At 61.8% G+C, this 19,849-nt stretch carries 33 protein-coding genes, 2 tRNA genes and 1 pseudogene; 18 read left to right on the forward strand and 18 right to left on the reverse strand.

What is annotated here, in order from left to right; all coding sequences use genetic code 11:
• The first annotated feature begins 151 nt into the window (after positions 1 to 151).
• A complete protein-coding gene (locus ACVIN2_RS02960; protein WP_456764429.1) occupies positions 152 to 1,321 on the forward strand; it encodes an OpgC domain-containing protein in 1,170 nt (389 codons plus the stop codon).
• A 41-nt stretch (positions 1,322 to 1,362) separates the two neighbouring features.
• Here ACVIN2_RS02960 and ACVIN2_RS02965 read toward each other — a convergent pair.
• A pseudogene (locus tag ACVIN2_RS02965) lies at positions 1,363 to 1,559 on the reverse strand (hypothetical protein).
• Between the two features lie 307 nt (positions 1,560 to 1,866).
• Here ACVIN2_RS02965 and ACVIN2_RS02970 point away from each other — a divergent pair.
• Positions 1,867 to 2,025, forward strand: coding sequence for a hypothetical protein (locus ACVIN2_RS02970; protein WP_456764430.1), 159 nt, complete (start codon positions 1,867 to 1,869; stop codon positions 2,023 to 2,025).
• A gap of 366 nt (positions 2,026 to 2,391) precedes the next feature.
• Here ACVIN2_RS02970 and ACVIN2_RS02975 read toward each other — a convergent pair.
• From ACVIN2_RS02975 to ACVIN2_RS02990, 4 genes are all read right to left on the reverse strand, one after another.
• A tRNA-Pro gene (locus ACVIN2_RS02975) sits at positions 2,392 to 2,468 on the reverse strand.
• Positions 2,469 to 2,581: 113 nt separating this feature from the next.
• Positions 2,582 to 3,067 (reverse strand): DUF192 domain-containing protein, encoded by a 486-nt coding sequence (locus tag ACVIN2_RS02980; RefSeq protein WP_456764431.1) that lies wholly within the window; start codon positions 3,065 to 3,067, stop codon positions 2,582 to 2,584.
• A gap of 111 nt (positions 3,068 to 3,178) precedes the next feature.
• Positions 3,179 to 3,811 carry a cold-shock protein gene (locus ACVIN2_RS02985; protein ID WP_018457757.1) on the reverse strand — a complete coding sequence of 211 codons (633 nt, stop codon included), beginning with the start codon at positions 3,809 to 3,811 and terminating at the stop codon, positions 3,179 to 3,181.
• Between the two features lie 198 nt (positions 3,812 to 4,009).
• Positions 4,010 to 4,771 (reverse strand): SIR2 family NAD-dependent protein deacylase, encoded by a 762-nt coding sequence (locus ACVIN2_RS02990; protein ID WP_456764432.1) that lies wholly within the window; start codon positions 4,769 to 4,771, stop codon positions 4,010 to 4,012.
• A gap of 295 nt (positions 4,772 to 5,066) precedes the next feature.
• On the opposite strand from ACVIN2_RS02990, the gene ACVIN2_RS02995 reads away from it, so the two are divergent.
• The gene (locus ACVIN2_RS02995; RefSeq protein WP_007610153.1) at positions 5,067 to 5,231 is read left to right on the forward strand and encodes a hypothetical protein; all 165 of its coding nucleotides are present in this window, start codon (positions 5,067 to 5,069) and stop codon (positions 5,229 to 5,231) included.
• Positions 5,232 to 5,298: 67 nt separating this feature from the next.
• Here the strand turns inward: ACVIN2_RS02995 and ACVIN2_RS03000 are convergent, their stop codons facing one another.
• Positions 5,299 to 5,592: a hypothetical protein gene (locus tag ACVIN2_RS03000; RefSeq protein ID WP_247398192.1), complete on the reverse strand. Its 294-nt coding sequence runs from the start codon at positions 5,590 to 5,592 to the stop codon at positions 5,299 to 5,301.
• A 279-nt stretch (positions 5,593 to 5,871) separates the two neighbouring features.
• Between ACVIN2_RS03000 and ACVIN2_RS03005 the strand changes: the two genes are divergently transcribed.
• Both ACVIN2_RS03005 and ACVIN2_RS03010 read left to right on the forward strand, forming a co-directional pair.
• Positions 5,872 to 6,102, forward strand: a complete 231-nt coding sequence (locus ACVIN2_RS03005) for a hypothetical protein (protein ID WP_007610151.1) — start codon at positions 5,872 to 5,874, stop codon at positions 6,100 to 6,102.
• 77 nt (positions 6,103 to 6,179) lie between these two features.
• Positions 6,180 to 6,305: a hypothetical protein gene (locus ACVIN2_RS03010; protein ID WP_106943514.1), complete on the forward strand. Its 126-nt coding sequence runs from the start codon at positions 6,180 to 6,182 to the stop codon at positions 6,303 to 6,305.
• Here the strand turns inward: ACVIN2_RS03010 and ACVIN2_RS03015 are convergent.
• Entirely contained in the window at positions 6,302 to 6,499 is a 198-nt protein-coding gene (locus ACVIN2_RS03015; RefSeq protein WP_456764433.1) for a hypothetical protein, read from the reverse strand. The genes ACVIN2_RS03010 and ACVIN2_RS03015 overlap by 4 nt on opposite strands.
• A gap of 746 nt (positions 6,500 to 7,245) precedes the next feature.
• Positions 7,246 to 7,398 carry a hypothetical protein gene (locus tag ACVIN2_RS03020; protein WP_456764434.1) on the reverse strand — a complete coding sequence of 51 codons (153 nt, stop codon included), beginning with the start codon at positions 7,396 to 7,398 and terminating at the stop codon, positions 7,246 to 7,248.
• 294 nt (positions 7,399 to 7,692) lie between these two features.
• On the opposite strand from ACVIN2_RS03020, the gene ACVIN2_RS03025 reads away from it, so the two are divergent.
• Entirely contained in the window at positions 7,693 to 7,920 is a 228-nt protein-coding gene (locus ACVIN2_RS03025) for a hypothetical protein (RefSeq protein ID WP_456764435.1), read from the forward strand.
• Positions 7,921 to 8,159: 239 nt separating this feature from the next.
• Here the strand turns inward: ACVIN2_RS03025 and ACVIN2_RS03030 are convergent, their stop codons facing one another.
• A complete protein-coding gene (locus ACVIN2_RS03030) occupies positions 8,160 to 8,336 on the reverse strand; it encodes a DUF2934 domain-containing protein (RefSeq protein WP_084462276.1) in 177 nt (58 codons plus the stop codon).
• Positions 8,337 to 8,472: 136 nt separating this feature from the next.
• The gene (locus tag ACVIN2_RS03035) at positions 8,473 to 8,769 is read right to left on the reverse strand and encodes an HU family DNA-binding protein (RefSeq protein ID WP_007591377.1); all 297 of its coding nucleotides are present in this window, start codon (positions 8,767 to 8,769) and stop codon (positions 8,473 to 8,475) included.
• A gap of 413 nt (positions 8,770 to 9,182) precedes the next feature.
• Between ACVIN2_RS03035 and ACVIN2_RS03040 the strand changes: the two genes are divergently transcribed.
• From ACVIN2_RS03040 to ACVIN2_RS03060, 5 genes are all read left to right on the forward strand, one after another.
• On the forward strand, positions 9,183 to 9,368 hold the full coding sequence (locus ACVIN2_RS03040) for a hypothetical protein (protein ID WP_007591378.1): 186 nt from the start codon (positions 9,183 to 9,185) through the stop codon (positions 9,366 to 9,368).
• Between the two features lie 243 nt (positions 9,369 to 9,611).
• The gene (locus ACVIN2_RS03045) at positions 9,612 to 9,914 is read left to right on the forward strand and encodes a hypothetical protein (protein WP_007610128.1); all 303 of its coding nucleotides are present in this window, start codon (positions 9,612 to 9,614) and stop codon (positions 9,912 to 9,914) included.
• 125 nt (positions 9,915 to 10,039) lie between these two features.
• Complete coding sequence (locus tag ACVIN2_RS03050; RefSeq protein ID WP_456764436.1) at positions 10,040 to 10,312, forward strand: hypothetical protein; 273 nt, start codon at positions 10,040 to 10,042, stop codon at positions 10,310 to 10,312.
• Positions 10,313 to 10,500: 188 nt separating this feature from the next.
• Positions 10,501 to 10,677: a hypothetical protein gene (locus tag ACVIN2_RS03055; protein ID WP_456764437.1), complete on the forward strand. Its 177-nt coding sequence runs from the start codon at positions 10,501 to 10,503 to the stop codon at positions 10,675 to 10,677.
• A 204-nt stretch (positions 10,678 to 10,881) separates the two neighbouring features.
• Positions 10,882 to 11,406, forward strand: a complete 525-nt coding sequence (locus ACVIN2_RS03060; RefSeq protein WP_456764438.1) for a hypothetical protein — start codon at positions 10,882 to 10,884, stop codon at positions 11,404 to 11,406.
• 22 nt (positions 11,407 to 11,428) lie between these two features.
• Here ACVIN2_RS03060 and ACVIN2_RS03065 read toward each other — a convergent pair whose 3' ends face one another.
• Positions 11,429 to 11,776 (reverse strand): hypothetical protein, encoded by a 348-nt coding sequence (locus ACVIN2_RS03065; RefSeq protein WP_456764439.1) that lies wholly within the window; start codon positions 11,774 to 11,776, stop codon positions 11,429 to 11,431.
• Between the two features lie 430 nt (positions 11,777 to 12,206).
• On the opposite strand from ACVIN2_RS03065, the gene ACVIN2_RS03070 reads away from it, so the two are divergent.
• Positions 12,207 to 12,431 (forward strand): DUF3072 domain-containing protein, encoded by a 225-nt coding sequence (locus tag ACVIN2_RS03070; RefSeq protein ID WP_456764440.1) that lies wholly within the window; start codon positions 12,207 to 12,209, stop codon positions 12,429 to 12,431.
• A 77-nt stretch (positions 12,432 to 12,508) separates the two neighbouring features.
• Here ACVIN2_RS03070 and ACVIN2_RS03075 read toward each other — a convergent pair whose 3' ends face one another.
• From ACVIN2_RS03075 to ACVIN2_RS03090, 4 genes are all read right to left on the reverse strand, one after another.
• On the reverse strand, positions 12,509 to 12,742 hold the full coding sequence (locus ACVIN2_RS03075) for a hypothetical protein (RefSeq protein WP_456764441.1): 234 nt from the start codon (positions 12,740 to 12,742) through the stop codon (positions 12,509 to 12,511).
• Positions 12,743 to 13,022: 280 nt separating this feature from the next.
• The gene (locus ACVIN2_RS03080) at positions 13,023 to 13,274 is read right to left on the reverse strand and encodes a hypothetical protein (protein ID WP_456764442.1); all 252 of its coding nucleotides are present in this window, start codon (positions 13,272 to 13,274) and stop codon (positions 13,023 to 13,025) included.
• A 149-nt stretch (positions 13,275 to 13,423) separates the two neighbouring features.
• Positions 13,424 to 13,693 (reverse strand): hypothetical protein, encoded by a 270-nt coding sequence (locus tag ACVIN2_RS03085; RefSeq protein WP_456764443.1) that lies wholly within the window; start codon positions 13,691 to 13,693, stop codon positions 13,424 to 13,426.
• A 5-nt stretch (positions 13,694 to 13,698) separates the two neighbouring features.
• Entirely contained in the window at positions 13,699 to 13,899 is a 201-nt protein-coding gene (locus ACVIN2_RS03090) for a hypothetical protein (protein ID WP_063994334.1), read from the reverse strand.
• 302 nt (positions 13,900 to 14,201) lie between these two features.
• On the opposite strand from ACVIN2_RS03090, the gene ACVIN2_RS03095 reads away from it, so the two are divergent.
• From ACVIN2_RS03095 to ACVIN2_RS03105, 3 genes are all read left to right on the forward strand, one after another.
• Positions 14,202 to 14,600, forward strand: a complete 399-nt coding sequence (locus ACVIN2_RS03095; protein ID WP_456764444.1) for a VOC family protein — start codon at positions 14,202 to 14,204, stop codon at positions 14,598 to 14,600.
• Between the two features lie 225 nt (positions 14,601 to 14,825).
• Positions 14,826 to 15,278, forward strand: a complete 453-nt coding sequence (locus ACVIN2_RS03100) for a VOC family protein (RefSeq protein ID WP_456764445.1) — start codon at positions 14,826 to 14,828, stop codon at positions 15,276 to 15,278.
• A 294-nt stretch (positions 15,279 to 15,572) separates the two neighbouring features.
• Positions 15,573 to 16,211, forward strand: coding sequence for a glutathione S-transferase family protein (locus ACVIN2_RS03105; RefSeq protein ID WP_456764446.1), 639 nt, complete (start codon positions 15,573 to 15,575; stop codon positions 16,209 to 16,211).
• 109 nt (positions 16,212 to 16,320) lie between these two features.
• Here the strand turns inward: ACVIN2_RS03105 and ACVIN2_RS03110 are convergent, their stop codons facing one another.
• From ACVIN2_RS03110 to ACVIN2_RS03120, 3 genes are read right to left on the reverse strand one after another with little or no spacing between them, the layout of a single operon-like run.
• A complete protein-coding gene (locus tag ACVIN2_RS03110) occupies positions 16,321 to 16,488 on the reverse strand; it encodes a hypothetical protein (protein WP_007591410.1) in 168 nt (55 codons plus the stop codon).
• Positions 16,489 to 16,494: 6 nt separating this feature from the next.
• Positions 16,495 to 16,740, reverse strand: coding sequence for a hypothetical protein (locus ACVIN2_RS03115; protein ID WP_247462030.1), 246 nt, complete (start codon positions 16,738 to 16,740; stop codon positions 16,495 to 16,497).
• 46 nt (positions 16,741 to 16,786) lie between these two features.
• Positions 16,787 to 17,041 (reverse strand): PilZ domain-containing protein, encoded by a 255-nt coding sequence (locus ACVIN2_RS03120; RefSeq protein ID WP_456764447.1) that lies wholly within the window; start codon positions 17,039 to 17,041, stop codon positions 16,787 to 16,789.
• Positions 17,042 to 17,266: 225 nt separating this feature from the next.
• Here ACVIN2_RS03120 and ACVIN2_RS03125 point away from each other — a divergent pair.
• The 3 genes from ACVIN2_RS03125 to ACVIN2_RS03135 all read left to right on the forward strand — a co-directional run bounded on the left by ACVIN2_RS03125 (position 17,267) and on the right by ACVIN2_RS03135 (position 19,707).
• Positions 17,267 to 17,341, forward strand: a tRNA-Glu gene (locus tag ACVIN2_RS03125).
• A gap of 543 nt (positions 17,342 to 17,884) precedes the next feature.
• Positions 17,885 to 18,937, forward strand: a complete 1,053-nt coding sequence (locus tag ACVIN2_RS03130; RefSeq protein WP_456764448.1) for a hypothetical protein — start codon at positions 17,885 to 17,887, stop codon at positions 18,935 to 18,937.
• A gap of 209 nt (positions 18,938 to 19,146) precedes the next feature.
• On the forward strand, positions 19,147 to 19,707 hold the full coding sequence (locus ACVIN2_RS03135) for a hypothetical protein (RefSeq protein WP_456764449.1): 561 nt from the start codon (positions 19,147 to 19,149) through the stop codon (positions 19,705 to 19,707).
• The last annotated feature ends 142 nt before the right edge of the window (positions 19,708 to 19,849 follow it).

Below are 19,849 nucleotides of genomic sequence, written 5' to 3' on the forward strand. Positions count from 1 at the left end.
GTGATTCCGGCCCCCGGGATGGCTCGCCGATGGGTATAATCATTATGCTGCATCGTGACAATTGCGTACCCGCCTTCCGCGCCGGGGTCTCGCCCGGCGGCCCTGCTTCGTTGACATCTCCCTGTCCGTCCCCTCCGAAAGCTCCCGTCGCATGTCCTTCCTGAACATCAACGCCACGCTCCCCGAGAAGGGCCGTGACCTCAGGCTCGACCTGTTTCGCGGCATTGCGAACTGGGCGATCTTCCTCGACCATATCCCCGACAACGTGGTGAACTGGATCACCACCCGCAATTACGGCTTTTCCGACGCCGCCGATCTGTTCGTCTTCATCTCCGGCTACACCGCCTCCTTCGTCTATGCGCGGATGATGCTCGAGCGCGGCTTCCTGGTCGGCGCCACGAGGCTGACCAAGCGGGTCTGGCAGCTCTACGTCGCCCACATCATCCTGTTCGTGATCTACATCGCCTCGATCAGCTATCTGGCGCTGCGCTTCGGCGATTCAGAGATGATCAACGAGTTCAACGTCGCCGGCCTGGTCGATAACGCCACCGAGACGCTGCGCCAGGGCCTGTTCCTGCGCTTTAAGCCACTCAATCTCGACGTGCTGCCACTCTATATCGTGTTGATGGGACTGTTTCCGCCGGTGCTCTGGTTCATGCTGCGCAAGCCGGACCTGACGATGGCACTGTCCATCGTGCTGTGGCTGACGGCGCGCCATTTCGGTTTGAACCTGAACGCCTATCCGGCCGGACAGTGGTACTTCAACCCGTATGCCTGGCAGGTGCTGTTCGTGTTCGGCGCCTGGTGCGCCCTGGGCGGCGCGCGGCGCTCGATGGCGCTGATCAATGCGCCGGTCACGCTCTGGCTCTGTCTCGGTTACATGCTGTTCGCGCTGGTCATGACCATGGCTGGTCGTTTCCCAACCATCGGCGGCATGTTCCCGGAATGGCTATTCTCGGCGTTCAACCCGAACGACAAGACCAACCTCGCGCCCTACCGCTTCATCCATTTCGTCGTGATCGTGATCCTGGTGATCCGCTTCGTGCCGAAGGACTGGCCGGGCCTGGAATGGAAAGGGTTCGACCCCATCATCGTGTGCGGCCAGCAGTCGCTCGCCGTGTTCTGCGTCGGCGTGTTCCTGTCCTTCGTCGGTCATTTCGAGCTGTCGATGAGCTCGGGCTCGCTGTTCGCGCAGATCTTCGTCAGCGTCGCCGGCATCGCGATCATGACGACGGTGGCCTATTACATCTCCTGGTCGAAGAAGCAGGACAAGCCGCTGAAGCCGCCGCCGCCCAAGCCTGCGGCCGCAAAGGCCGCTTGAAGGGCAGCAGCGATACCGCGCCGGATCCCAGCGACGCCGCGTCAGGCCGCCGCTTCGCTGTCGTACTCGGTGAACTTCTTGTAGATCCAGTCACGGCCGTCGTGGCGGCGCCAGACCTTGCCGTAAACCAGCTGCCCGTTGATCGAGCGCGGCGCGGCACGAACACGGTCCAGAGGTGCCAGATATCGGTCCAGCTCGCCTGCGGACCGATGGTTCGGACGTTGCGATCGAAAGACATGATGCAGTACTCACGGGATACGAGCGCTGCGACGAACTGTGATGCCGTGTGAGCACGAATTTCAGGCAGCCATCGCAAGCCGGATCGATCTGATAACAGTCACGAAGGCGGCCGCAACAACCGCTCGCCCTTAACCTAACCGATCAACCTTACTTCCTGTGAGCGCACGGTAAGACCGGTTGAAAGCGGTCGCCGATTTTCCTAGACTGTGTGCGATTTGAGAATGAGCGCGTCGTTTTGAGGACGCGCGGTTATTTCCAGGCTGACGCGAATTTTTGAAAACGATTGACGGGCGGGGGCCACCACGATGAATTTGCAATGTGCATGTCTGCGCCTGGCGCTGCGATCGACGCCGCCTGCTCTGCCGGCGAAGACGCCGGAGCAAGAGTCCCGGAAAGCCGCCAACGACAATCAGCTGGCCTGGCCGTTCCTGCCGTTTCCGTTCGGCTGGTACGCGACGAACTGATGGTCGGAAAAGCGTAACGCCGCGCAAGCGGAATATCATCGCTTGGCGGCGTCCGTTAGGCATTGGGCGCTGAAATCCCCCAACACCTATATGTCTAGAACGACGCCTAAAGGTTCGACAAAGTTTTACGATTTCCCCCCGTCCGACCCGCCCAATGCCTTGAAAAATCGCGCAGAAGTCGCGTTGCGCGGGGAATGAGCGCCGAGGGTTTAGGAAGGCTTTGGCAGCTCCGGGCGTCGGCACGGAACGCGCCGTGTCGGCTTGGCCGGGATCGCCATGCTCGGCTGGAGCTGCGCTCGCCTGGATCGCCTGTCGCCTCGCCGATTGGCTGTTGTTCTGAGGTGCGGTTCCGACCCACCTCCGGACTGGTCGGGGCAGCTGGATTCGAACCAACGACCTGCAGTACCCAAAACTGCCGCGCTACCAGGCTGCGCTATACCCCGAATGTCCGGCGAGCCCCGTCGATACACGCTTCCCAAAGCGCCAGCAAGCCTTCCAGAGGTACCAGCAAGCTTCCCAAAAGACCGTCAGGACGGGGGCAATAAGCCCCTTCCGCCTACTTGCTGCCGAACAGCGGGTGGCCAACACGATCGCCGGGGCGGATGCCGTATTTCTGCGCCGTTCCCGCCACCACCTCCAGAACAGCCCGCGCTGGCCCTTGGGACGAGATGATCCTGGTCGACAGCGGCTTGGTGTTCTCGGCGATGCGCAGGATGCGACCGTCGGCACGGATGAAGATCATGTCTAGCGAGACATAGGTGTTCTCCATCCACATCGACACCTCCTGCTCGGGATTGAAGTCGAACAGCATGCCTTTGCCGTCCGCCAGTTCTTTGCGGTACATCAGGCCGGTATGCTTCTCCTCCTCGGTGGTCGCCATTTCCACCAAGAACACCTGCACGCCGTTCCTGGTGACGATCTCGAGCGGCTGGAAGCTGGCGGCGCGGACGGGCGCGCTCGCAACGGCACAGCTGGCGATGACGAGGATGGCGGCAAGCCAGCCCTTCGCAACGGCGAAGACGGCCTTTCGATCGAAATTCATGGATGGCTCTCGAGGCGTGGGACTGGACCAGTCCTTACGTGGCGGTCGCCGGAAAAGCCAGAGGCGCGCCGGCCAGCCAGCGCGCCTCTGCTCACGATCGCGGGAATGGAGTTAGTGGGACGAGACCGGCGATCCCGTCTCGGGATGGATCTCGGCCGCCATCATGCCCTTGGAGCCGGGTCCGAAGCGGACCAGGACATACTGGCCGGGCCGCAACTCGGTCATGCCGAAGCGGCGCAGCGTCTCCATGTGCACGAAGATGTCGGGCGTGCCCTCGCCGCAGGTCAGGAAGCCGAAACCGCGGAGCCGGTTGAACCATTTGACCTGGGCCCGTTCCAGCCCGCTGGTCGCCGTGACCGTGACATGAGTGCGCGGCGGCAGCATCTGCGCCGGATGGATCGCAGTCGACTCGTCCATCGAGACGACGCGAAACGCCTGGTAGCCCTTGGCACGCTGGATGCACTCGACAACGATACGGGCGCCCTCGTAGGCGGTCTGGAAGCCGTCGCGCCTAAGCACGGTAACGTGCAGGAGCACGTCGGGCCAGCCATTGTCGGGAACGATGAAGCCGTAGCCCTTTGATGCGTCGAACCATTTGATGACGCCGTGAACCTCGACGAGGTTGGCGCTGCTCTCACCAAGTCCGGTGAACGGACTGAGTGCGCTGTCGCGACCGCCACCGCCGTGTTCGCCCACCGCGGGAACTCCGACCTTCTTGGACTCAAATCCGTCCGACGACCCCATAACCCCGGACCCCACACATGCCATGCAACCCGCCTGAATGGCGGCGCCGAATCGCGCGTCTTTAGAGAATCTTCTCAACTCGACGCGACGCGAATCTTTCGACTCAAAAGATAACACTCCCGGTTGCGACGCATAGACAAAAAAGAGATTCGGCGGAACCTATGAACAGCTTGCACAGCCGCGAATCAAATTGCTGCCTCAATTACCGACAAAGGGCCCGAGCGTTTCGCCGATGTCGTGGCGGATCACGAGGTCGGCGATGTCGTCCTGCCCGGTAGGCTCGCGATTGACGATCACCAGACGTGCACCTGCTTCCTTCGCCATCATCGGAAAGCCCGCGGCCGGCCATACCACCAGCGAGGAACCGATCGCGATGAAGAGGTCGCAGGCTTGCGACAGCGCGGTCGCGCGCTGCATCTCGTCCTCGGGCATCATCTGGCCGAAGGAGATCGTGGCGGTCTTCACCGGCTCGTCGCACACGGTACAGTTGGGCGCGGCGCCCTCCTCGTCGAAGCGGCGCTTCACCCAATCGAGCGGATAGGCCTGAGCGCATCCGATGCAGCGCGCATACGTGGTGTTGCCGTGAAGTTCGATCACGTGGTCGCTCGCGACGCCGGAGGCCTGGTGCAGATTGTCGATGTTCTGGGTGATGATCGCGGGAACCTTGCCCGCACGGTAGAGCGAGGCGAGCGCGCGATGGCCGCGGCCGGGCCTGGCCGCCGCAAAGACCTCCTCCATCGCGAAGCGCCGGCGCCAGGATTCGTCGCGCGCCTCCTGGCTGGCGACGAACTCGTCGAATGGGATCGGGCGGTTGCGCGTCCAAATTCCGCCCGGCGAGCGGAAGTCGGGGATGCCGCACTCGGTCGAGATGCCGGCGCCGGTGAACGGCACGATCCGTTTGGCTTCGGCGATCATGTCGCCGAGACGCTCGACGCCGCTGCGAAGATCCGATGCAATCAACGCGGCCTCCCGTTTTGCTTTGCCGATTGGCTTGGCCGATCGGTTTTGCTGATTTGTTTTTTGCGCTAGCTGCAACATGCGCAAGCGACAAGATTGTTGACGCGGTTATCCACTGCGGCGCACGACGTGGTCGGCAATTTTTTCCGACCCTCGCTTATCACAATCCTGCAATGCCTCCTCCCCATTGACGCCCCAATCAGAAGCGCCAATGCATGTGTTGACGCGACTCAACGTGATTGCGGCGGCAGTGCTTGAGTTCAGTAGGACACATACTCACGTGCAGAGGGGATTTGAAATGACCGAGGACGAACAACGTAAAATCCGCGAACGCGAAGAGATCGCCGCCCGTGTCGCCGCCTTCCGTGCCACCCAGGAAAAATTCAAGCGCGAGCGTGACGAGTATTTCGTGTCGACGCTCGACAACGCGCGCAAGGTGGAGCGGCCTTCGCTCTGGCCGTAACGACAGCAGATCACCGAGCATGAAAAAAGCCCGGAGCATTGCTCCGGGCTTTTCATTTGGTCCGCCGTTACCAGTGACGGTAATAATGGTGGCGGCGGTAGTACGGTCCATCGCCGTAATAGGCGTACGGACCGGGGCCGTAAGCATAGGCGGGGCCGCCATAGTAGCCATACCCCGGGCCGTAGCCGTAGCCATAAGGATGGGACGCGGCGACGGCGCCCGCGGTGATGGCGCCGGCGGCGAGGCCGAATGCGAGGCCCGGACCGATGCCGCGGCCGCGCGCCTCGGCAGGCGCAGGCGCCGCGACCGCGGTCACGCCGACGGCCGCAACGGTAGCCAGAACTGCCAGTGTCTTCCTCATCATGAATCTCCTCCTTCGTATCTCGCATAGACAACGCCGGCGCGTTGCGATGGTTGCGCGCAATGCTGTGGAACCGAGCTCGGATTAATCCGCACGCATGGAACCGGCGCGCGTTCCGCGAATTGTCTGTTCAAGTGCGGACGCCTCCGCCATCCGGTTGAGGCAACAGCACGAAGACCCCGTCAGCATCATCAATGCTGGCGGGGTTTTCAGTTTCACGGACGGCAAATTGGCAACGCAGCCCAATTGCTGCCAGCGGGGAGCGCCTAGGAGGATAAAGTGCCGATATCCAAATTGCTGGCCCGTATCCGCAGGCTGGTTCCCAGATCCGGCGATCAGCATTACGACGAGATCGTCCGCAGTTTCGGTGTCGGCACGCTGCGCCCGCCGCCGACGCCGATGAGCGACGGTGAGTTGGCGCGGGCCATTGCCGAGTTCCTTAAGGAACAGCCGTCGAGCGAGTCCGTAGGCGCTCTTGGCCGGCGGCTCGACCCCACCACTCCGCTTTGAGGCGCCAGTCCGTCTTGTCCGGGAACATGCGCTTCGCGCGCACGTTGCCGTAGCCTTCAAGGAGAAAAGAGGCCGACATGCCCGTTTGGCTCGAAGTCCTGCTCAACCTGTCCGGTTATGCCGGTTTCGTGGCGCTCGCCTCACACGGCACCGCGTGCCCAGGGAATTGCGCCGACCATCAGATCTCCGGCGATGACCGTTAATTCGTGTGCGGTGGCTGGCCCGCCGTGCGCATCAGCCTGTCGGCCTTGACCGCGACACGTGTGTCCTCGAGCTGTGGCCGCAGCGAGATGCTGATCACCACGAAAGCCAGGCAAAAGAGCGTGCCGACGATGGCGACGCGCCGGTAGGTGTGGCGGTCGCCCTGATAAAAGCTCGGTTCTGAAAAAGGTGTCATGAATTCGTTCTTGGCAAAAATGCTCGTTGGCCAAAGTCGCTTGTTGGCAAAGTCGTTTCCAGACGTCGCCAGACACACCTATCCCAAGCAGCGGCAAGCGCAACGCGATTGGGCTTTTAACCTAACCGAATAGGGTTATCGGCTTCGCGGCAATCTTCCGTTAGGAGTTCGCGAAGCGTCTCCAGAACTCGGCGAGCCGCTTCAAGCTCGAAGCCGAAGCTTCTGGCGATCCGCCGTCCGGCTTTGTTCCAGCTTCACCTGCCTTTCGTTCTCGAAGAACGAATCGGAATCGCAGAAATCGTCGCGAAGCAAGTCTTAACACTTCGTTTGTGCGCAAACGATCGCATCATCGCCGACGATCGCGCGCTCACATCGCGTCTTCGGATTTCGATCGCGGTGGCACCTGCGGCACCGACGGCCTGCCTTTGCGCAAGCGCGGGTGCCGGTCGTACCAAAACACTTTTGCGATCTCGGCAAACATCTCGAGAAACCAGCACGCATCCATGTCGCGTCTCCCTCGCCTGATCTCGTAGCGAGGACAGGCGAACGGGACTGTGCCAAGCATCACGCCGGCTTGGTCAGGACAGGCATGTCCCGCATCGACACAGAAGCCACGGCTTGTTCTGCATCCGACTCCATTTCGTTCGCAAAGAACGAATCGGAGTCGAGGAATCAGCGCAAAACGATTCCTAACGATCGGTGAAGGCAGGCGCGATTGCCTGTTGTCATCGACGTAGTGCGACTCATCACGCCGCTCGCTTCACCGTGTCCTTCGCCGACAGAGCTTTCTCCGAAAAGCATTCGAGGATCTGGATGCGGAGTTCTTCCGCGGCCGGACCTTCGAGCTTCCTGAGTTGATTCCAGAGCCTGATCACTTCGCGTTGTTTCTCGACAGTCATGGGCACCTCCCAAAAGACATTGGTCACCGCCAAAAGAGACGCCCACTAGAACAAAATAGGAACAAAAAGTCCAGCCCCTCCCCGCGAAATTCGCTCGCCACATCGCCTTGAGCCTTCCGCGCGCCGGCGCGGTTGCTTTTTGGGTTTTCAACCTTAAGTTCGAGAACGCGGCCGGCGGCGCGGCGCTGAAATCCCATCGCAGCCAGCCAGGAAGGCCCCGTGCGAAAGCGCGGGGTTTTTCTTTTGGGGAACGCGCCATCGCCCTCCCCGTTAGTCATTCCGGAGCGAGGGACCGTGACCAGAAAATACTACGCCTTCGAGGTGGTGCGTCACATCGAGGAGACCGTGGAAATCATGGTCGAGGCGCCGGACCAGACCGCCGCACATGATGCAGCGCTTGCGCATCTGAAGGCGCGCGGCTCCGAGTATCAGTGGCTCAATCCCAAATGCGATCTCGTCGTCTGGCGCGAGCGCCAGGTCGATACGCCGGCGATCATCGACGTGTCCGTGTCGGCGGAGTAGCAGCCGGAACGAATTTTTTCGTCTCGCGTTGTCAAGCCGAATGCAGTGGTGCTGGCGGCATGTCGCGACGCGGCCGACCAGCTTGAAGAGCCCCGGTCCCTAAGCCCGGGGTTTTTCTTTGAGGCGGCCGCCATCCAAGCGGTGGCCCGAACAGCAAAGCAGCCACCCGGGCGTTACGCCGGGTGGCTGCTTTGAGAATTGTCGATGCTCGCCTCTGTCCGCCTCTTAGACCGGCAAAGTCAGACCGGCAGATTGTCGGTCATCCCGGGTGGGACTTCGCTTTGCTTGGTCCGCTCGGCGAGAAGCTCCTTTTCGGCCTCGTACCAGAAGGTGTCCATCGTGCCCGCGGGCTCGCCGGCCTCCTTCCAGAGGTGATAGGCGCGGTTTCGAATCTCTACTTCGCTGAGACCAGTCATGTGATTTCTCCCTTTCGGAAGCAAAGCCTGACGACGGCTGAGAGTTCCCTAAGAGAGTTCCTTATTGGTTCAGCACAAGCAAGCAGTCATTGCGGCACTCCGCGAAAAAGGAGCGTCCACAATGCAATGCGAACCCTTAGACGGAGTCCTTGGCCACCTTCAGCGGCGAGGCCTTCACTGATTTGCTCGCCGGCTTCGCGGCGAACTGCATCGGCTCCTTGGTGAAGGGATTGACGCCCATGCGGGCTTCGGTCGCCGGCTTGTTCACCACCGACATCTTCACGAAGCCGGGAATGACGAACTCGCCGGACTCGTTGAGCTCCTTGTAGCCAACGGTCGCCATGTACTCGATGACCGACTTCACGTCGTTCTTCGACAGCTGCGTACCCTCGGCAATTGCATCAATCAACTGAGTCTTGGTCATCTTCGCCATGTCTGAATTTCCTTCTGTGCGCGCGAGCAGGCTTTGCTCAGGACGCGGTCCAACCGCGCAACGCGCTTCTGATTCATGCCAACTTTCATGAAGTGACGGGGCTTAGAACCCATCGACGCCCAAAACGCAAGCAGGGGGTTCGGCGGGAGGGGCGGACGCCCGGGCAAAGATGCCGCAGCTTGCGCCGTTTCCGCCTTGAACCATTTTCGCCCTGAGGCGTCTAACTCTTTGAAGTCCCCAAGCTTCACCCCCATCAGAGAGCCCCGCTTCCCCCAGGCGGGGCTTTCGCCTTTTCCGAGGCGACCCGGCCGGGCAATTCCGATCAGGCTGGACCCCGAGGTCTCCGCCCGGGCCACGCGGGTGACCGTCACAAGGCAGGTTCTCTTTTCCGGTCATCTCCTGCATAATGCAGCATGGCAAAAACAAAAGTGACCTTCAAAACCGTCCGCATTGCAGACAACGACTGGAAAATCCTGGCGGATTACCCGGACAGCGAACAGCGCGAAATCAAGGGCTTCACCAGCAAGGCAGACGCCGACGACTGGATCAACGGCGACCGCAAGATCGCGTGGCTCCGCTCCCAGGGATACGCCAAGTAAAGCGCGCATAAGTCACGCGCGCATCGTGTGACGCCCTTAGGGGTATGAGGCGCGCTTCGTCCCTCCCCGTTCCAGACGTTCTTTCCGTGCCGGCGCGTTGCCGAGCAGGCGGCAACGCCCGCGCGTCTATCTGCTTCTCGGGGCACCTGGTCGAGAAAGCTGTGACCGGGCACGCGCCGTTGAGACTTCGGTAACCTAACGCATCCAAGCTTCTCTCAGTATCGTTGCGTTGGAGTACTCAAAGTGCTGGATTTTAACGAGCTGCGTGAACTCGCAGCCGATGTTCGCGTGTTCGTCGAAATTGCCGAAGACAAGGCCGAAGCGCTTCGCGCCGTCATCACCGCCTATGACGTGGTGCTCGCGATCTTCCCATCCGGAGAGGGCATGGGCCTCCACGTCATCAAGGGCGGCGAGATCCTGGACCAGATTGCAAAATCACGAACCCATGCGAGCTACAGCCACACCGCCATCGCGGTTCCCGACCTGGAGCATGCGGAAGTGCTCAAGCACCTGACGGGCCCGGCCGACCAGCGCATTGCGGCTTAGAGCGTTTCAAGCGAAGTCGATAGCGGTTCGCGCGCAGACGAGAATTTTTGCACTCCGGAACGCCCAGTTTTAGGAACACGGCTTCTGCGCTCCCGTTGGCCCACGCAACCAACCAGGAGTTTGAGATGAAGAAGCTCATCATTGCGACCGCCGCCCTCGGCCTCATGTGCGGCTCCGCCTTTGCGCAGAACCAGACGGGCCCTGCCCCGCAGTCCGACAACATGCAGAAGCCCGGCATGACCAACACGGACAAGGGCACGATGAGCAGCGGCACGACCGGTATGAGCCATGACGGCATGAGCAAGGGCGGAACGGTGAGGCCCGACGCCTCCGGCCAGGGTGGCTCCGGCCCCGGCAGCGACCAGGGCGGCACCAGGACCCGCAGCAACATGAAGTAAGCCGGTTTCCTGTACGGCTGCTCCCGGCCGCGTCGCTTCCCACAAGGCGGCGCGGCCATTTCATGACCAGGGCCTTTCAGGACAAGGGTCTTTGGAACCTGTCGCGAATGCACGCCTCACAATCGTGCGCGCACCGGACGGTTAGCTCTCGCCGCGAGTTGCCCCCATCTCCAGCAAGGGAGATCGTCATGAGCGTTGAAGGCAAAGTGAAGGAAGGCGCTGGGTTCATCAAAGAAGAGATGAACGAACACGGCAAGTCCCCCGAGAGCCAGAAGAAGGCTCAGGAAGGTCGAGACCTGCGCAACGAAGGCCGGATCGAAGACGGCAAGCCGCCGAAGACGGCGAAGCCGGGTACCGGTCACTAGATCGCGTTCGAAAACCCGTTTGGTGAGAGCCGCCCCTGATCATGTCAGGGGCGGTTTTCTACGTTCATGACCAGCCGATACGTGCCCATGCGATCTTCCGAATCTGCGGCCCTACCAAGACAGCGGGCGGCTCGAACCATGCAGCGCAATGGCTGGTAGAACGCTTCGGCTGTTGTATGGTCGGACGTTTCTTATGAGGGGCTGATGAAGATTGCCATTGTTATCGCCGGCTTGATCGTTGTTGCTGCTGCCGTTCTCGTGTCGGTACAGCCCGGCTTTCTGAAGCCTTCGTCTCTGGCACTCGTGATGAAGTCGGACATTCTCGGCTTTTCGCCCGGAATGACATTCGACGAGACCAACAAACTCATCACGCAACGTCGCTACCGCTGCCGTCAGCTTCGCGATTCCTACGTCCTCGAATGCGCAGTCGACGGCGCCAAGGTCACGATCTTTGCCGACGACGTTGACCCCAAGAATCCGGACCCCAAACATCCCATCTGGCGCGTCAATGCGGAGTTGAACAATCCGGGGCCCCAAGACGCTGCGGCCAAAGACGCTGCAGTCAAATCGATATCCGACCAGTTCAATGCCCAGCCAACCAGGGACGCCCGGGAGGGATGGATATGGACCGTCGGCCGCGGGCTGAAGCTGAGCTACGACGGCACCGCCTTGAAGCTCGTGGACGAAGCCGAGGATATCCGGCGCGGCAAGCAGGAAGCAAAGCGCTAGGGAGCGCTATGCCGGATGCCCTTCAGTGACGAAGCCGGTTGACGGCCCATAGCGGCAGCCACGATCCCATCACCATGCAGATCGCAATGGCTGCGACCAGGACGTATTTCAGGGGATTCTGCGAGGACGCGAGCGAACCTTCGAGGTGAAGGTAAGGCAGCATCGCCTCCATGGCCATTCCGATCAGGGCAACCGCAACCAGCCCGCCAACCACCGAAGCGAACAAATTGACGATCCATCCCATCGCGCCGCGCTTGTTCGACCACGCCTCGAAGATCGCGACAGCCAGCATCACGAGCACGAAGATCAGCATGAAGCTCATCGAGCCGCCGACGCTCGCCTTCGACCCGAAGACTTCCACAAGCAGCATGGCCGCCACCGCGCGAGCAGCGTGATCGCCTTCACGACATTCCTCTTTAGTGTCTCGGCACATGGGCCGCGAAGCCAATTCCGATGCCGGGCAGGCTTTGCAGCATGGCGGTTGGTCGCGGCGGGCTTCGCCCGGGTTCAATCGTGATAGATTTCCGCTCGGCAACTGATGAGTGCACCCCGCGCAGTTGCGGGCACTCTATCCTGCTCTCCATCGGTCTCGCCGCCGCCTCGCACGTCGCCGTTGAGGCACCGATCCTCGATTGGGGGCGCAAGCTAAGTCTGATGCGCAGACGCCGATCGATGCCGGCCGTTTCGTGATCATCTCCCGACGCTGATCCGGGCAAAGTGCGCCCTAGCCGCGTCATGGGCCAGCCATGAACAAATAAGGAACAAAAAGCATCAGTCGGCATTGAGCCTGAAAAGGAGAGATGGCCGTGACTGAAAACAAGATGGCTGGCAACACCGCAGGCAACACCCAAAAGGATCCGAAGGATTGGGTCTCCGGGGACGACCCGATGACCGGCGCCCAGGAATCCTACCTCAAGACCCTCGCCGAGCAGGCGCACAAGCCCCTCCCCAAGGAGGATCTCACCAAGGCAGAGGCGTCAGAGCTGATCGACACGATGCGACAGAAGGCCGGGCTCGAGAAATAGACAGCTTCAGGCATTGCGAAACACGGATTGACAGGCGGCGGCTGACCGGAACGCTGCCGCTGTTCGCGACCAGGCAGCTAATCGCTTTCGACGACCCGGACAGCCAGCTCAGCGACCGCACGCCGACCGGCCGCGACGAGGCCGTCGATCTCGCGTGTCTCGTGCTTGGCGCAATGGATGATCCGTTCGGCGACATACCGGCGCGCGGCGTAGGCTTCCATCACCTCGGGCATCATCTCGCTGACGCACTCCAACGCCTTGTCCATGTGCGACAGCGTTCGTTCGTTGAACTCTTCCAGAAGCAACATCACCACCCCAGCTCACAATGATCACGACTACTCTCGTTGGCGGACGGACGCCGATGCGGGCACGCACGCCCGCCCCGTGAGACGGAAGAACATGCCTCCATCGATGATCAGAAGTGCCGCCGATATTTGGGAAGGTGCAGGCGTTGAGGCAACGCGGCATTCACAAACGTTAAGCGCGCTGCATTTCGCCGGACATGGGGGCGTCAATTGAGCGCACGAAACGTGGTGGGCTCCAAAACTTGTTTGCCGGGATCGCGGCCTGTCCGCTTTGCCAGCCGGGCACTCATCCCGCTTTGCCTTGCTTCACGTCATGGACGATGTCACCGATGGTGCTTCCCACGACCATCGCGGCAACAACAGGCCAACCGGCGGCTACCATAAGGATGGCCCCGTAGCGCATGTCTTCGCCCGGCCGTTTATAGCTGTCCCGGCCCGCGAAAAGGAGCACCGCGATCAGGCAGCCAACTGCGTATCGTCTAAACCATTTCACGACGAGAGACCTTCGTTTACGGGCATTCGTCGCCTCGAACACCATCGTGGTTCATGATGTCGGCCGTCCGGCCGCTCACAGGCAGGCGAAAATTTCAGACGATCACGTAGGCGCGTCCGGCGCCTTGCATGGCCTGTTGCCGCTCATTTTCTTGGACACGCTGAGCAACGGCTCCGCCGCCGAGCTCAATCCTGTCACTTCGGCAGATCGCGGATTGCCAGCTTGATGACTGTGAGGACAACGAAGGCGGGGGCCCCGTAAACGATGGCATTCACGGCCCAAGTGATGGCGACGCCCAGGAAAACGGAACTGCCGACCGCTCCCCAGAAAAGGTAAGCTGCAGATATGCCCGGCATCTCCCATGCCATCACAGTGATGGAGTAGTCGGTGAGCTGCTCCATGACGAGCAGCACCGTCGAGACGAGCGCCCCGATTGCCAGTGCGGGGATGAGAACGGATTTCATTGTCTTCAAAGGCCCAACAGCCCCATCAGTATCGGAATCATGAAAAAGGCTGCCAGGCCGAGGAGGCCTCCTACGGCAATTTTCACCCAACGCCGTTGGATTTTCGGCTCGAGCCATGTCGCCAGTTTGACCCAGAGCGCATACGCCCATCCAGCAACAATCGAGCGGATCAATGCGAACAGAAGCTCGCCTAGAATATTGGCCATGGCGGTTAGTCGCGTCATCTCCGCGGGGAGTTCATCTGCGAGCGGCTACACAATCCTGTCCACCCGTGAGTGAGGTGGCCAATTCTGCGGATTGCGTCACCGTTCTGACGGCCCGGTTATCGCTGCGGGGCGCTTCGCGTGAAAGGGCTCGTAGTCTAGCGCTTGAGCCCTGCCATCGCAATTCATGCCCTTAGTTCGCGCGTTCGGCGCGGCGTCGTGACTGCTGACATCAGGGTGGCAGCAGCGGTGTGCGACGAGCCCCGCGATGCCGCTCAAATCTGCGGTCAACCAAAGGACATGCCATGAAGTTCGCCTCCACTCGCCTGATCGCCACCGACATCAAAAGCATGGTTTCGTTCTACGAAATGGTCACCGGAGTTTCCGCCGAATGGCTCGCGCCGGTGTTCGCCAAGATCGTGACCCCGGGCGCCAACCTGGCGATCGGCGCAGCCGAGACGGTCGCACTCTGGAAAGAAAACAGTGCCGAGCCCGGCGCAAACCGCACCGCCGTGATCGAATTTCAGGTTGAAGACATCGATGCGGATTATGAGCGCCTGAAAGACAAGGTCACGCTGGTGCATGAGCTGAAAACGATGCCATGGGGCAACAAGACGTTCCAGTTTCGTGACCCCGAAGGCACCGCAGTATCGCTCTTCATGCCGCCGATCGAGCAGGCTGGAAAGCGCCTCCCGGCGCAATAGGCCGCGGCAGCAGACCGGCCCGCACATATTGCCAGGGGCGCGTGTGCTGCACTGGATTTGCGGTGAAAGTGCATTGAAATTCGCCGGCTGATTACTTCATCAGCTGGCTTCGCCCTCACGCACACGTGCACCCGCCCCCTGCCCCTCCCGGGATTTTCCTGCTATCTCCTACCCCCGCCGTCCCGGCCCAAAGCAAAACCCCATCCGTTCAAGGGAGCAACAACCATGCGATACCTCCACACCATGCTGCGCGTGCGCAATCTCGATGTCGCGCTGAAGTTTTACCAGGATGCGCTGGGCTTGACGGAGGTGCGGCGGATCGAGAACGACAAGGGGCGTTTCACGCTGGTGTTCCTGTGCTCGTCGGACGATCTCGAAGCGCTGAAGAAGCAGCCGCAGACGCGCGGCGCGCCGCTGGTCGAGCTCACCTGGAATTGGGACGAGGAGAAGTATGGCGAGGACCGCTTCTTCGGGCATCTCGCCTATGAGGTCGACGACATCTACGCCACCTGCGAGAAGCTGATGAAGGCGGGCGTCACCATCAACCGGCCGCCGCGCGACGGCAACATGGCCTTCGTCCGCTCGCCCGATCTGCACTCGATCGAGATCTTGCAGAAGGGCGATCCGAAGCCACCGCAGGAGCCGTGGTCGTCGATGCCCAACATCGGCCATTGGTAGAGCCTTTTTGCGGGAACCAGCCCGTACCTGCGGCGTTCTCTCCCCGACAATGCAATTGGAGGAGGACGCGATGGGACGCGGAATTTTGTTGTGGATGTTGGGTGTGCCGATTCCGGTGATCATTCTGCTGTGGCTGTTCTTCGGCCGCTGATCGCCTGACCAGGCTTTACCTTGCAATGAAAGCTCCGCCTCAGGCGGAGCTTTTTGCATGAGAGGATCGGCGCAATCGCGCGTCGCTCGCCGCAGTGAATTCCGCTATTACCCGCGCCGAAAGAAACGCCTGGGGAGGATGATTTGCCGGACCAAAAGCTGACGATCTGGGGCCGCGCCAATTCGGTCAACGTGCAGAAAGTGCTGTGGTGCCTCGCCGAGCTCGGCCTGGCTTACGAGCGCATCGACGCCGGCATGGCGTTCGGTAAGACCCGAGAGGCCGACTACCTCGCGATGAATCCCAATGCGCGGATCCCGACGCTGGTCGAGGGCGACTTCACGCTGTGGGAATCTAATTCGATCATGCGCTATCTCTGCCTCGCGCACGGGCGCGGCACGCCCATTTATCCCGAGGCGCCGAAACTGCGCGCCAGCGTCGACCGCTGGCTCGACTGGACGCTGTCGATGGTGCAGCCGGTCGACCGCCCGGTGTTCTGGGGCCTCGTGCGCACGCCGCCCGCCGAGCGCGACATGATCCAGCTGCAGAAGGATGCGGATGCTGCCGCCGAGGTCTGGGCCATCGCCGACCGTCTGCTCTCCACGCGTCCGTTCATGGACGGCGATGCGTTCACCCTCGCCGACATCGCGATCGGCGCCTATGCGCGGCGCTGGCTCGGCGTCGAGGGCATCACCCGGCCCGCGCAGCCGCATCTGACGCGCTGGCTCGCCGAGCTCGGCAAACGGCCCGGTTTTGCGCAATTTGTGGCACCGCCGATGTCGTGAGCGGTGACGCGGCTTAAAGTCCGTTGAGAGCACGATGAATCGGCATTTCGCCGCGTGCCGCCGGGAGGTGGCGGCTACTGTGCATGGGGTTGTTTTCGCGTTTTTTTGTTTAGGGCCAGCCGCGCTCGAACAGCAGCACGCAGAAAATCAGCACGAGCGTCACGGCCGCGGTGGCGAGCCGCGCGGTCCAGCTCAGGCCGCGGCCGACCCACCACAGCAGCGCGCAATACATCACGAACGGGACGATGATTTCGGGCCGCATGATATCAGGTGGCATGGGGCGTCAGCGCCTGATCGTGGTCTCGACGCTGATCGAGCCGCCGATCTTGACGCAGGTGCCGGTGCTCTCGACCAGATGGAAGCCGCGGCCATAGGCGGCGCAGGAGCCCGCTTTCGCGCTCCCGCCGGCACCCTTGAGCGGCAAGGCCTTGCCGGCCTGTGGACGCTCCGCAGGCGGCAGACGCAAGGCTTCCGCCGCGGCCGCGGACATGGTCAGCAACGAGATCAGGATGAGGAGCGGCGCACGCATGCGGGCCGTTCTAGCCCGGACCGGTGTCGCGCGCTATCGGGGCGCTTCAGATGAACTTGATGCCGGCCGATTTGCCGCGGCGCCACACCACCTGGCAGCTCCGCCCGGTCCGCGCATCGCGCGCGAATGCCATCCGGATCACGCCCGGCAGCTGGCTCGCATCCTCGTCCAGCGTGATCTTGGCGCCCGTGGCGGAGATGTCCTGGACCAGGCATTGCCGCGCCGCGAACCCGCCCTCGAGCGTGATCCAGGCTCGCTGCGACAGCGACTTGCGGGCTGCACGCTTCTTGGGCGGTGGCATCGGCTCAAATTCTCCCAGTCCAGCGCTAGCTCAGGGAACCTAAGAAACCGTTGAATTCGCCCCGACTGATCCTGGGGCGGGATGCTATCCACCGGCGCCAAAAGACCGTTCCCGAACGGCTTGCCGAGGGCGCCAAAGGCCATTATAGGTTCGCCCGCTGCAGCCGCCGGGCATGACTCGGGCGGCCAGCGGCCGTGCCGCGAAAAGCGGCGGGGCCCTGGGTTTGCTCCCTTCGTCTATCGGTTAGGACGCCACCCTTTCACGGTGGAGAGAGCGGTTCGATTCCGCTAGGGAGCGCCATCATCCGAAATTCGATCACCGCGCCCTGCGAAGGTCTCGCGACCATGCGGCATGATGTCTTGCGCCGTCACGTCTTGCGCCGTCGCGTCTGATCACGTCTCCTTTACCTGAAGTTTTGCACCGAGCTTGCTTCTCGGCGTGGTTGATGATCGACTTGAGCCATTAGAGCGTCGCCAAAGTTTGCTTCAGCTCCCTGTTGTGCCCGGCATGTTGCATCACGCCGCCAGACATTTGTTTTATGTCGTTGGGTATGTGTCCATCGCGATAACAGCCTGCAGCGGCGCATTTGCCTCTCCGTTCGACAAGCGCAGCGGTGAGCCCGCCGTTCAAGGAGCGCTCGCAACGGCGCGGAACGATTTCCTGATAATCCGCCCCTGCGAAATGATGCGCTGCGAAGCCGGCACCACGAGGGCGCGGACTCCGAAGGCCGACGCCCGGCAACGTCGAAGCCACACCGCTAGCCGGACCGTCGTCCCCCGTCGCCTGTGCACTCCACTCGTGCGGCGCCCCGGTCACCCGAAGCCTCCGCCGAGCGACCGGTGCGTGAAGCCACAGACGTCCGATCCGCCTCCTTCAATATTGATCACGGTGGTCTCGACGCAGCCGCAGAACGGGCCGGACAAGACGTCTGACCCGGCCAGAGACGGCCAACCCGGCCGCGACGGCAAGGACGGTAGTCCAGGTCGAGACGGCAAGGACGGCGAGCCCGGCCGCGACGGCAAGGACGGCGCTCCGGGGCGCGACGGCAAAGATGGCAACCCCGGCCGCGACGGCAAGGACGGCGCCCCGGGCCGCGACGGCAAAGATGGCAACCCCGGTCGCGATGGCAGAGACGGCGACCCCAGCCGAGACAGGAATGCGCAACCCGTCGCAGCCAGTCGAGACGGCAAAGACGGTCGTGATGGCAAAAACGGTCGTGACGGTCGAGACGGCAACGACGGAAAAGACGGCAAACCCGGTCGCGACGGCAAAGACGGCCGGGACAGCCAGGCCAAATGCGCCCCCCTGACAATCAAAGAGGATTGTCCCACGGCCTCAACGGCCTGCCCGAAGCTCACGGCGTCGCCGACACCGTGTGCGACGCCCACATCGACCGAGCCCCTCACATCGACCGAGACGACCAAGCAGCGTAAATCCCCCCAAACAGACGAAGAGGATCCTTCCCAGATGTCTGATCCCAATCTCCTCGCAGTAGTCGCCCTGGCGGCTGGCATCCTAGGCTTTGGCTTCTTCGTCATTTTGAACATACTGCGAAGCGATCAGGAAAAGCCCCTGAACGCTTGGGGTGAGAGATTGGGGCAATACACCCTTCAGATACTGGGACTGACCTTCATCCTGCCCACGATCCTGATCATAGCCGTGGCTACCAACTTGAAGCCTGAGGCGGTAACGGCGCTGCTCGGGTCTATCATTGGGTATATATTCGGATCAGCGCGATCGGCTGACCCAGCGCCTCCGCCTGCGCCCGCCAAAGCACAGCCAGAGCGAAACACAACTCCGCAGGAATCATCTGCAGCACAGGCCGTTCCAGTGCCCGAGAATTCGACTGCGGCGCCGCACGTGCCTCCCGCGGATGCTGCTCCCAGGAGCTCGTGATAGCTCCGGTTTCGAGGCGCGAGGTCCAGGGGCTGACGACATACGGCGAAATCTGCCGCTCCGCATGAACCTGCCTGCCCCTCGCCTCCGACCAATGTCCTGATGGAACCGGATGCAGGCCCATGGCGCAGCATGAATCCCCCTCGGACGACCAGGCCGCGATTGCCTCGCCGGCGCCGCCACCATGGATCCACCGTTCGGCAGCCTACGTGCCGGAACGGCGCGCCAGAATGCTGGAACACATGGTGCGCGCCAGATCGCTGCCTCGGGCCACTGCTGCACCGGCGCCGTCGCAGGCGGCCGGCACGAACATTCTTGCGGACGCGTACGGCTACGCCGTTTTGTTCGGAATCATCGCGCTCCTGTTTCAGTCGCGCGTTCCGCTCTACCTCGGCGCCTTCCTCTTCTTCAGCGATGGCGAGCGCATCGAACTCGCTCTTGGAAAGATCGGCATCCGTCTCGAGCCCGGCACGATCGGACCCGACGTCATCAAGGGCTTCGTATCCCTGTTCGGATGGTTCGCGCTGCTAGCGTCGTTGAAAGCGTCCGTCCCCGCGTGGCTCGCGACATGGATGCTTCCGGACACATCATGGTTCTTCCTCGTCGGAATCGCTCTTTTGTTCGCCATCGTCGAAGCATTCGCAACGCGCGCGATGCAGCATGCGTTGCCGTGGTTCGGATTTGAGAGAAGACCCAGCAGCCTGGCCTGCGCGACGATCAAGCTCGTCATGGCCCTTGGCGTGCTGGCCCTGCTGGTGCTGCTCGGATGACGCGATCGTGAGGTCGCGGGCCCGATAATCGCGGCGCTATGCCGCCCGTCCCGGTCGGCGCATTTACCAAAAATTTACCCCTGCTCGTGAGCGCCGGTATCATTTGCTTAGAATTTGATTGCTACCGTGGAATTACGGAAAA

The sequence above is a fragment of the Bradyrhizobium sp. USDA 3650 genome (assembly GCF_054057395.1).